Origin of the sequence: Psychrobacillus sp. BL-248-WT-3 (assembly GCF_012843435.1) — a bacterium.
GTDB lineage: Bacteria > Bacillota > Bacilli > Bacillales_A > Planococcaceae > Psychrobacillus.
The window spans coordinates 1-8,943 of sequence record NZ_JABAFC010000065.1; the positions used below are offsets into that span (position 1 = coordinate 1).

11 protein-coding genes are annotated in these 8,943 nt (G+C 38.7%); 7 read left to right on the forward strand and 4 right to left on the reverse strand.

Translation table 11 applies throughout. The features are described from left to right. Window positions 1-126 precede the first annotated feature (126 nt). The 3 genes from HF876_RS18285 to HF876_RS18295 are packed head-to-tail and all read left to right on the forward strand — an operon-like array spanning window position 127 to window position 3,017. The gene (locus HF876_RS18285) at window positions 127-1,146 is read left to right on the forward strand and encodes a methionine ABC transporter ATP-binding protein (protein ID WP_169361490.1); all 1,020 of its coding nucleotides are present in this window, start codon (window positions 127-129) and stop codon (window positions 1,144-1,146) included. Next, the gene (locus HF876_RS18290; RefSeq protein ID WP_169361491.1) at window positions 1,143-1,814 is read left to right on the forward strand and encodes a methionine ABC transporter permease; all 672 of its coding nucleotides are present in this window, start codon (window positions 1,143-1,145) and stop codon (window positions 1,812-1,814) included. The genes HF876_RS18285 and HF876_RS18290 overlap by 4 nt, the downstream gene beginning before the upstream one ends. A gap of 60 nt (window positions 1,815-1,874) precedes the next feature. After that, window positions 1,875-3,017 (forward strand): alpha-hydroxy-acid oxidizing protein, encoded by a 1,143-nt coding sequence (locus HF876_RS18295; protein ID WP_169361492.1) that lies wholly within the window; start codon window positions 1,875-1,877, stop codon window positions 3,015-3,017. Between the two features lie 256 nt (window positions 3,018-3,273). On the opposite strand, the gene HF876_RS18300 is transcribed toward HF876_RS18295, so the two are convergent. Both HF876_RS18300 and HF876_RS18305 read right to left on the reverse strand, forming a co-directional pair. Beyond that, window positions 3,274-4,167 carry a manganese catalase family protein gene (locus HF876_RS18300; protein WP_169361493.1) on the reverse strand — a complete coding sequence of 298 codons (894 nt, stop codon included), beginning with the start codon at window positions 4,165-4,167 and terminating at the stop codon, window positions 3,274-3,276. A 12-nt stretch (window positions 4,168-4,179) separates the two neighbouring features. After that, window positions 4,180-4,407, reverse strand: a complete 228-nt coding sequence (locus HF876_RS18305; protein WP_169361494.1) for a YuzF family protein — start codon at window positions 4,405-4,407, stop codon at window positions 4,180-4,182. A 92-nt stretch (window positions 4,408-4,499) separates the two neighbouring features. Here HF876_RS18305 and HF876_RS18310 point away from each other — a divergent pair, with 92 nt between their 5' ends. From HF876_RS18310 to HF876_RS18325, 4 genes are all read left to right on the forward strand, one after another. Beyond that, window positions 4,500-5,054: an SLOG family protein gene (locus tag HF876_RS18310; RefSeq protein ID WP_169361495.1), complete on the forward strand. Its 555-nt coding sequence runs from the start codon at window positions 4,500-4,502 to the stop codon at window positions 5,052-5,054. After that, entirely contained in the window at window positions 5,051-5,635 is a 585-nt protein-coding gene (locus HF876_RS18315) for a branched-chain amino acid aminotransferase (protein ID WP_169361496.1), read from the forward strand. Before HF876_RS18310 ends, HF876_RS18315 begins: the two co-directional genes overlap by 4 nt. A gap of 208 nt (window positions 5,636-5,843) precedes the next feature. Continuing rightward, window positions 5,844-6,437: a spore coat protein gene (locus tag HF876_RS18320; RefSeq protein WP_205964174.1), complete on the forward strand. Its 594-nt coding sequence runs from the start codon at window positions 5,844-5,846 to the stop codon at window positions 6,435-6,437. 128 nt (window positions 6,438-6,565) lie between these two features. Next, entirely contained in the window at window positions 6,566-7,228 is a 663-nt protein-coding gene (locus HF876_RS18325; RefSeq protein ID WP_169361498.1) for an HAD family hydrolase, read from the forward strand. Window positions 7,229-7,475: 247 nt separating this feature from the next. Here the strand turns inward: HF876_RS18325 and hisF are convergent, their stop codons facing one another. Together hisF and hisH are read right to left on the reverse strand one after the other, a co-directional pair. Continuing rightward, window positions 7,476-8,249, reverse strand: coding sequence for an imidazole glycerol phosphate synthase subunit HisF (gene hisF / locus HF876_RS18330; protein WP_169361499.1), 774 nt, complete (start codon window positions 8,247-8,249; stop codon window positions 7,476-7,478). Next, window positions 8,242-8,862, reverse strand: a complete 621-nt coding sequence (gene hisH / locus HF876_RS18335) for an imidazole glycerol phosphate synthase subunit HisH (protein ID WP_169361500.1) — start codon at window positions 8,860-8,862, stop codon at window positions 8,242-8,244. Before hisH ends, hisF begins: the two co-directional genes overlap by 8 nt. Window positions 8,863-8,943 lie beyond the last annotated feature (81 nt).

The following is an 8,943-nucleotide window of genomic DNA, read 5'->3' on the forward strand; positions in this document are numbered from 1 at the left end:
AGGCAGGTCCACAGCCACCGGAGTATTTTCCCATTTGATCCCGAGGGGCAAGGCGCCGAAGCTAGACATCAAGAAAAACGCAGGCTTCTAGCTCTGCCGGCGTTTCTTTAGAAAGGAAGATCATTCATGATAGTTTTAGAAAATATCACAAAAGAGTTCAGCAGTAAAAGTAGTACGGTAAAGGCTGTTAATAATGTAAGCATACACGTAAAAAAAGGAGAAATTCATGGGGTTATAGGCTATAGCGGTGCAGGGAAAAGCACACTCATTCGCTGTGTAAATCTATTAGAGAAACCAACATCCGGAAAAGTATACATAAATGGCAATAACATTACCCCCCTCCCCCCGGCGAAGCTACGTATGGTACGAAATAAAATAGGAATGATCTTTCAAGGATTTAATCTTCTAAAAACAGCAACTGTTTATGATAATATTGCCATTCCATTAAAGCTACTCGGCTATGATAAAACAGAAGTAAAAAGTAGAGTAGAAAAGTACTTAGAAATAGTTGGTTTATCTGATAAATATAAAAGCTATCCAAACCAGCTTTCTGGAGGGCAAAAACAACGCGTCGCAATAGCTAGAGCCCTTGCACAGGAACCCGAAGTACTATTAAGCGATGAAGCAACAAGTGCATTGGATCCTGAAACTACTGATTCCATTTTGGATTTGCTATTAAAAATAAATAAAGAGCTGGGTATCACTATTCTACTAATTACTCATGAGATGAATGTCATTCAAAAAATTTGTGATCATGTGTATGTAATGGAAAAAGGAGAAGTTGTCGAAGCAAACACTGCGATTAACCTTTTTACAAAGCCAAAGCATCCAACAACAAAGAAGTTTTTAAGCACAATCAGTCAACGAAATCTATCCCCGTCTCTAATTTCTCAGCTCCATGTAACAGGTGCTGTTACACGTTTAACTTTCGTTGGAGAGAGCACTGGTAAGCCCTTATTAGCAGAGGTTAGCCAAAGATTTGAAGTCCAGCCTAATATATTAACCGCCAATATCATCGAGTTGAAAAATGGAATTGTGGGTAATATCGTCATCCATTTAGTCGGAGATCCGGACCAAGTACAGTCTGCAATCCAATTTCTAAACGAACGCGGTGTAGAGACAGAAAACTTGGAGGTGCACTCATGAGTGGGATTGAACAATTTACCAATCAATGGCTCCCATTAATCGGAAAAGCCACCATAGAAACGTTCCAAATGGTAGGGATTTCTTTATTAATCTCCATCCTAATCGGTATTCCCTTAGGTATACTGATTGTTTTAACGAGACCTGGGCAAGCATTACAAAATGCAATCGTATACCAGTTAAGTAACCTTCTCATAAATGTTATTCGTTCTATACCATTTATCATTCTATTATTTTTTATCCTACCATTTACGAAATTCCTTGTAGGTACGACCATCGGTGTGAAAGGTGTTATCGTTCCGCTAGTTATTTATACTGCGCCCTACATCGCCCGTCTGATGGAGTCCGCCCTTTTGGAAGTTCAAAATGGAGTAATTGAAGCTTATACAGCCATGGGGATCAAAACACGGTTCATTATATGGCATGTGCTGCTGCGAGAGGCACGACCATCTATCATATTAGGATTAACAATTGCAACGGTGGGATTAATAGGAGCAACTGCTATGGCTGGCATGGTCGGCGCTGGTGGTTTAGGAGATTTAGCTTATCGTTATGGACATTTACGTTATGAAACGGACGTTATGTATGTCATAGTGGTTATCTTAATTATTTTAGTTCAAGGCATTCAGTCTCTCGGCAACCGATTAGCTGCCAGATTAAAAAAGGACTAATTATTAAATCCATTCCTATAAAGAAAGTTTTAAACTAGCACTCCATGAGAGGTGAAAACGTTGAGTAACGCTAAAAACAATGACCTACTATTAGGCAATATAGAGAATAATGAACAGTACCCAATTGACTTTAACGAATTGGAGAAGGCTGCAAAAGAAACATTAGAGGCTGGTCCCTTTGGTTATATTCGATCATCTGCTGGTGGAGAAGAAACCTATCGAAAAAATATAAATAGTTTTTCAAAGTACTCAATCGTTCCACGATTTTTAAATGATGTATCTACCCTAAATACCGAAGTAACAATACTTGGTAAAACGTATCCTCACCCCCTCTTCATCGCTCCAGTTGGAGTAAATAAAATTGCACATGAAGATGGAGAAATTGCTGTGGCAAAGGCTGCAGCTAATTATGAGTTTCCTTACATACAAAGTACTGTGTCAAGTTTTTCTATTGAAGAGATTGCTGCCGCAACTCCCGGAAGCTCTAAATGGTTCCAGCTATACTGGTCATCTAACAAAGAGATAGCGTTTAGTATGGCTAAACGTGCAGAAGCTGCCGGCTATGAAGCAATTGTCCTGACAGTAGACACGGTGATGCTCGGTTGGCGAGAAGAAGATATTCGCAACCAGTTCTCTCCTTTAAAGCGCGGCTTTGGCCAAGGTAATTATGCTTCAGACCCTGTTTTTATGGCTGCTTTACCAGAGCATTCTCAGGAGGCTATCGTTGATAGTATTTTAGAGAATATATATCATCCTACCTTGAACTGGAATGATATTGCTGAGCTAAGGAACCACGTTTCCCTCCCAATTTTGATTAAAGGGCTCCTCCATCCAGAGGATGCCAAGCTAGCAGTTGAACAAGGAATAGACGGCATCATTGTCTCTAACCACGGTGGACGGCAACTGGATGGCGTTATTGCCAGTATTGATGCACTTCCTGGTATTGTAGAAGCTATTGATGGAAGAATTCCTGTTTTATTTGACAGTGGTATTAGACGAGGCTCTGATGCTGTAAAGGCTCTAGCTCTTGGTGCCTCTGCTGTATGTATCGGTCGCCCCTTCGTTTGGGGGCTAGCTGCTGGAGGACAACTAGGTGTAGAAAGAGTCCTAGAGAATCTCCTGCAAGAGACAAAGGTTTCTATCTCCTTGGCTGGTGTTCGTAATATGAAAGAGCTCCAGCACATGATGGTTACGAAAGAATAACGAGATTAGATGAACAATCAAACAAATAATGAAAACCCCCGTTCTATGAAAATGGGGGTTTTTGTGTCTATCAAATGATCGGTACATGGTACAAACACATTTAGGAAAAAATTAGTATTTATTTATTTTTATATAATGTTTGTTCCAGTTTTGTTCGACATACCGGTATGCTCAAGGTAGAATGCCGATACAATGTATGACACCCTTTAGCCATTTGTTTTTCTGAAGCATCCTTATTCCCTAACTGTATGTCAGTTTACATTTTAGACATTAATCGTTTGGCAATGGCTTGGAATTCCTCTGGACCGATACCAGGAGCGAATTCTTCCGGGAGAGATTCTAATTCAGGAATTTTATAGCCTTTAGGACTACCTTCCTTCACAATTAATTGGTCCCCACTTGTAGGATTCTTACCCTTCCAGATTTTATCAATGTCTTTATAATCGCCTACGTTGTTCCATGTAAAAAGTACATTCCCATATCCTAAATCCTCGTATTTTCGTGCCTGATCAAACGCACGATTATCAAGGTTAGGGATTGGCAACATTTTAGTTACATCTACACCTGTAGCTATTTCAAGGGCTTTTGCATAAGCGATAATATGCGTCCCTCCGCGAACTAATAAATATCCGATCATTTCCCTAGCAGTTGGGTGATCAGTCATTTCATATACTCTCATTTTATGGGTTCTTGCACCACATTCCAAAAAGAAATTATGCAAAAGATCTAATACTAGGTTACCACTCGAAAATACATAATCTCCTCTCCAAGGATTCCCCATGGAATCTCCGGCTAAGGAGGTTTGAGCATTGGCTATAAAAGCATAAGTGTTTCGCATATTTTTGGCATCTTGTAGTGGTGCCACATCTGGTTCTCCACTGAAGCTAGTTCCTTTATATAATAGATTTATCGTATTGGAGACGAGCTCCACATGACCAAATTCCTCCGCTGTTATACTGGCTACCAAATCATAGAATGGTTTTAGCTTAGTTTTGCCACGAAAGTTAAAGGATTGATACATATAGTTGTTAAGTGTCGACATTTCACCAAATTTTCCACCTAAGAGCTCCTGCACAGCGGAAGCCGCATTTGCATCTCCATATTCTAAATTGGGCAATTCAATCAACAATTTATCTACTCTATTAAACAATCAACCATCCTTTCATTTAGATATGTTCGGAGAAATCCAAACGATAGCTTGTATACGTACATAAAAAGGAACTCCACCTACATTTACGACAAGATGATCTGGAGCGACTGCTGTCAATTTTCCTTGAAGGATATTTTTAGTCGTTTGCACTGCAATATTAGTGCCTATTAAACTTTCTGCTGCTTGGAATACATAACCATCAAATGGACTTACAAACTCCACGCTACTTCTTTCATTCAACTTCCATCATCCCTTCTTTGCATTCATATTAGTTTATGAGAAAATGTAGTATATGGTCACATTACTCAATAACTTAAGAAAAGGAAGAGAAAATGATTAAAAGACTTTTGGTAACTGGGTATAAAGCCCATGAATTAGGGATATTTAATGATAGCCATCCTGGAATTCCTATTATAAAAAAAGCGATTGAGAATCAAATGCGTGCTCTCCTAGATGAAGGACTGGAATGGGTTATTCTTAGTGGACAGCTAGGTGTGGAGACATGGGCAGCAGAGCTAGTAGTGGAGCTAAAAAAGGAATTTCCCCAGTTAAAATATTCTATTATTACACCATTCCTGGAACAAGAGAAAAATTGGAATGAGCAAAAGCAGGAAAACTATCATAGGCTTATTGCACTTGCTGATTTTCATACGAGCGTGACAAAAAAGCCTTATGAAGCGCCGTGGCAATTTATCGAAAAAAATAAATTTCTCATTAGAAATACGGATGCCATGTTAATCATTTATGATGACGAAAATGAAGGTTCACCAAAATTTATAAAAAAACTTGCTCAAAGTTATGCAGAAAATAATAACTACCCTATAATTAGTATTGACGCATACGACTTACAAGTAATTGCAGATGAAGAAAGGAACGATTATATATGATAAAAAAGAAACTAACTCAAAAAATCACGGAAATTGCAGGAGAACATATCTCACTGACAAAAGAAGAGCATGACTATGCTCTAACTAATGAACTTTTATCGGAAACTGCCAGTATATCCATAATAGAAAGCGACAAACTATTTGAAAATGCCATCATTGAAAGATTCGTTAAAGAAACAGAGGAATTAATCTCAAAAGAATCTAACGCCTTTTTAAAAACTCCTATTACTCATTTTAAAGAAAAAATGAACGAGTTTATGTACTTAGAGACTCCTCATTTCGAAACATTAAGTGTAGACGCTATCGCCTTTGAGTACGATGAAGTATTTGAAGTATATACAGCTATGTTCGGACTATCCCTTCAAAAAAAATATGGAGATGCAGTAAAAGCATATTTGAATGAACATTTTGATGGAAAAGCAATGAATTACAGTGTCATGTTCTCTGCTGGAGATGGCTTGTGGGAAGTCAATCTACCTTTAAATTATATTGACGATTTTGACACAAATTATACAATAGAAGAAACATACCAGTTTTTATATCGTTTCCTGTTCTCATTAGTAGCTTCGACCGAAAACTAAATGCATGCATAATCGTGATCCTTAAAAATCACGGTTATTTTATTTCAAAAGTGTTACAGGTGCCTGGCACCTGTAACACTTTCTTTTAACTTAGCGTGCATACATATTTTTGTTTGTTCTGTTCACACTAATTTAGATGTTTCAATACATCTTAATGGAGGAGGAGAATAGATTGGATAACACATACAGTCAAAATCACAGTGAAACGATGAATGGGCAAACGGTTGTACCTCATTTTAATCATGGTGCGCACGAATTAATGGATGTACATGAGGTATTGTCTGCAGCAATCGGTGCATTAAACTTGAGCACCATTTTACGTCCACACGTGAAGGATCAGGAATTATTAAGCATTCTAGACCGTCAGTATGCTTTTGCTTTAGACGAGTATAATATGCTGGTGGAATGCTTTAAAACTGGGAAAGACCCTTCACATCGCACTGCATCTTATAAGATGGCCACGCAAAATGATTTTACTTATGGTCTAAAACCGTCATCACAACCTAAAAAACCTATCCAAAGTGCTTCAGAGATAAATGACGAAATGATCTCCGGTTATTTGTTAAGCTCTGCTAAAGCTGGAGCTGCTGGTAAGGTTCCTGCAGCGCTAGAAGCTACTAACCCAGTTGTGCGAAGAGTCCTTCAGGATTCAATCCCTAACTGTATTGAGATGGCTTACGAGCTTTCCATTTATCAAAACAAGCATGGGTATTATCAAGTACCTCGCTTCGAAGAACAAACTATGGAGCAAATCTTAAACGCGTACGGTACTGCTCAAGGTCCAATGTACAAAATGCAATAGTAACCTAAATAGGCGCTTTCTGTTCCCCTTAAGGACAGAAAGCGTTTATTTCTTAATAGTATTTTGTCTTTCCTCACCCTTTTCCAGTATAATAAAATAAAGCTATTAATGAAAAGGTGAAGATAGATATGCAAGTTGCTATTTTTGATTTTGATGGAACGTTATATGAGGAAGAGACTTTCAAGCTGCTAATGAATCACTTAAAGGTGCACCCGACCTATCATCCGCAATATAAACGTTTTTATAGATCCATCGTCCCGCCTTATATTGCCAATAAACTTAAGCTTTATCCAACTACTAGTATGAGAAAACGGTCCATGCAATTATATCTAGAGGCTTTTGAAGGAAGAACACAAGATGAGATGTATCAATACTTTGACGAATTAAAAGAGCAAATGCAGCAAAGCTTCAATAAAAAGGTTTTAGAAAAATTGAATGCTCACCAGCAAGAAAATGTACATATTTATCTAGTCTCAGGTGCTTACACCCAATTTTTAGAACGTGTCACAGAAGGAATTACATTTACCGATATCATCGGAACGGAAATCATATATAAAGATAACTATGTGTATACAAAGTCTCCACTAGAGCATGTAAATGGCGTGATGAAGACGAAAAAGCTACTAGAAAGACTAGAAGGACAAGAAATAGATTGGGAAAACAGCTATGCATACGGAGATAGCTATTCAGATCTACCCGTCCTTGAATTAGTCGGCAATCCTGTCGCTGTAAAGCCTGAAGAAAAACTATTAAGTGTCGCACAACAACGCGGCTGGGAGATACTGAGATAGACAAGCTTCATACAACTCCAATTTATAAAAGCTATCTGACCCCATAGGGTTAGATAGCTTTTTATTGGATGAGAACCGTCCGATTATGTGGGAAAACCGTCCGATTATTGTTTGGAACCGACCGATTATACCTGGTTATCGACCGATTTTCTTTAAGAACCGACCGATTGTCAAATTTATACCAATCTAACGATATGAATATATCAAAAAAACCTGCTGAGATTTCTCTCCAGCAGGTAATCACCATTTACATTCTCACATTAATTTTCTTTTCATGTAGATAATCTTTAATCTCCGAAATAGTATAGTCTCCATAGTGGATCATCGAGGCTACTAAAGCTGCATCTGCTTTTCCATCTTTAAACACTTCTTCGATATGATCTAAAGTACCAGCTCCACCAGAAGCAATAATTGGCACATTCACTTTTTCAGATAGCAGCTTAATAAGCTCCACATCATAGCCATTTTTCATACCGTCCTTATGAATACTTGTACAAATAATCTCTCCTGCTCCAAGTTCAGTTGCTTGCTGTGCCCACTCTACTACGTCCATTCCCGTTTTCTCGTGTCCGGAATGTGTATATACTTCCCATCTGATAATTTCATTGTTATCATTATAAATTGGCATGGCATCAAGCCCTAGCACCACACATTGCTTACCGAATATATCTGCCGCTTCTCTTAAAAGCTCTGGTCGCTGTACAGCAGCGGAGTTGACCCCTACCTTATCTGCTCCAGCGCGAAGCAACCTTTTAAAGTCATCTATCGTTCTAACACCGCCAATTACCGAAAAAGGTATGTAAACTTGCTCTGCGACTCGACGAATCCAATCTATCTTTAAGTCTTGGTTTTTTAACGAAGCAGTAGTATCCAGATAGATCAACTCATCCGCGCCATCCTCTGAATATTTCTTCCCTAGCTCTGCTGGGTCACCAATTATCGTAGGATTTCTAAATTGAACATATTTTACTGCTTTATCTCCTAAAACATCTATTGCAGGAACAATTCGTTTTCTAAGCATGCTCGTCAACTCCTTGCTTGCAGTAATTGTCTAGCAATTGAATGCCGTGTTTACCGCTTTTTTCTGGATGGAATTGTACACCCATCACCTGGGAATTTCCTATCGCACATGCAAAGTCAGGTCCATAATTTGTCACACCGATTATGTGATCCTCTATGCTAGGCTGTGCATAATAGGAATGAACAAAATAGAAGTCCGCGTTATCTGGAATATCTTGAAACAAGAAATGTTTTTGCACATCCTGCACTTGATTCCAACCCATATGTGGAACTTTTTGCGCCTCTTCACCAAACAAAGGGACTGTTCCTGGTAGAAACCCTAAGCACGGAACATTACCTTCCTCACTCGTTTCTAAAAGAAGCTGCATTCCTAAGCAAATTCCTAAAAGAGGTGTCCCCTTATCAACTTCTGCCCGCAAATAGTCACTTAAGCCTGTCTCATTTAAAACATCCATGGCCACCTTGGCATTTCCCACACCAGGTAGGATTAGCTTTTCTATTTCATCATCGTGCTCGCTAGGTTTGGTGATAAGCTTAATCTGATAACCAAGGCGAGTAATTGCCTTAACCACACTATGTAAATTCCCTGCTCCATAATCTATTATGCCAATCATGCTGTTCCCCCTCGTATATTAGTAATAAGAGCTCTTTCCGATAGAATTTCCAGTTGATCCGGACAGCTGGAGGATCTGTTG

Excerpts from the sequence above, each read along its gene's own strand:
- HF876_RS18285 (WP_169361490.1), top strand. The coding sequence starts at position 127 with ATGATAGTTTTAGAAAATATCACAAAAGAGTTCAGCAGTAAAAGTAGT.
- HF876_RS18290 (WP_169361491.1), top strand. The coding sequence starts at position 1,143 with ATGAGTGGGATTGAACAATTTACCAATCAATGGCTCCCATTAATCGGA.
- HF876_RS18310 (WP_169361495.1), top strand. The coding sequence starts at position 4,500 with ATGATTAAAAGACTTTTGGTAACTGGGTATAAAGCCCATGAATTAGGG.
- HF876_RS18315 (WP_169361496.1), top strand. The coding sequence starts at position 5,051 with ATGATAAAAAAGAAACTAACTCAAAAAATCACGGAAATTGCAGGAGAA.
- HF876_RS18320 (WP_205964174.1), top strand. The coding sequence starts at position 5,844 with ATGAATGGGCAAACGGTTGTACCTCATTTTAATCATGGTGCGCACGAA.
- HF876_RS18325 (WP_169361498.1), top strand. The coding sequence starts at position 6,566 with ATGCAAGTTGCTATTTTTGATTTTGATGGAACGTTATATGAGGAAGAG.
- hisF (WP_169361499.1), bottom strand. The coding sequence starts at position 8,249 with ATGCTTAGAAAACGAATTGTTCCTGCAATAGATGTTTTAGGAGATAAA.
- hisH (WP_169361500.1), bottom strand. The coding sequence starts at position 8,862 with ATGATTGGCATAATAGATTATGGAGCAGGGAATTTACATAGTGTGGTT.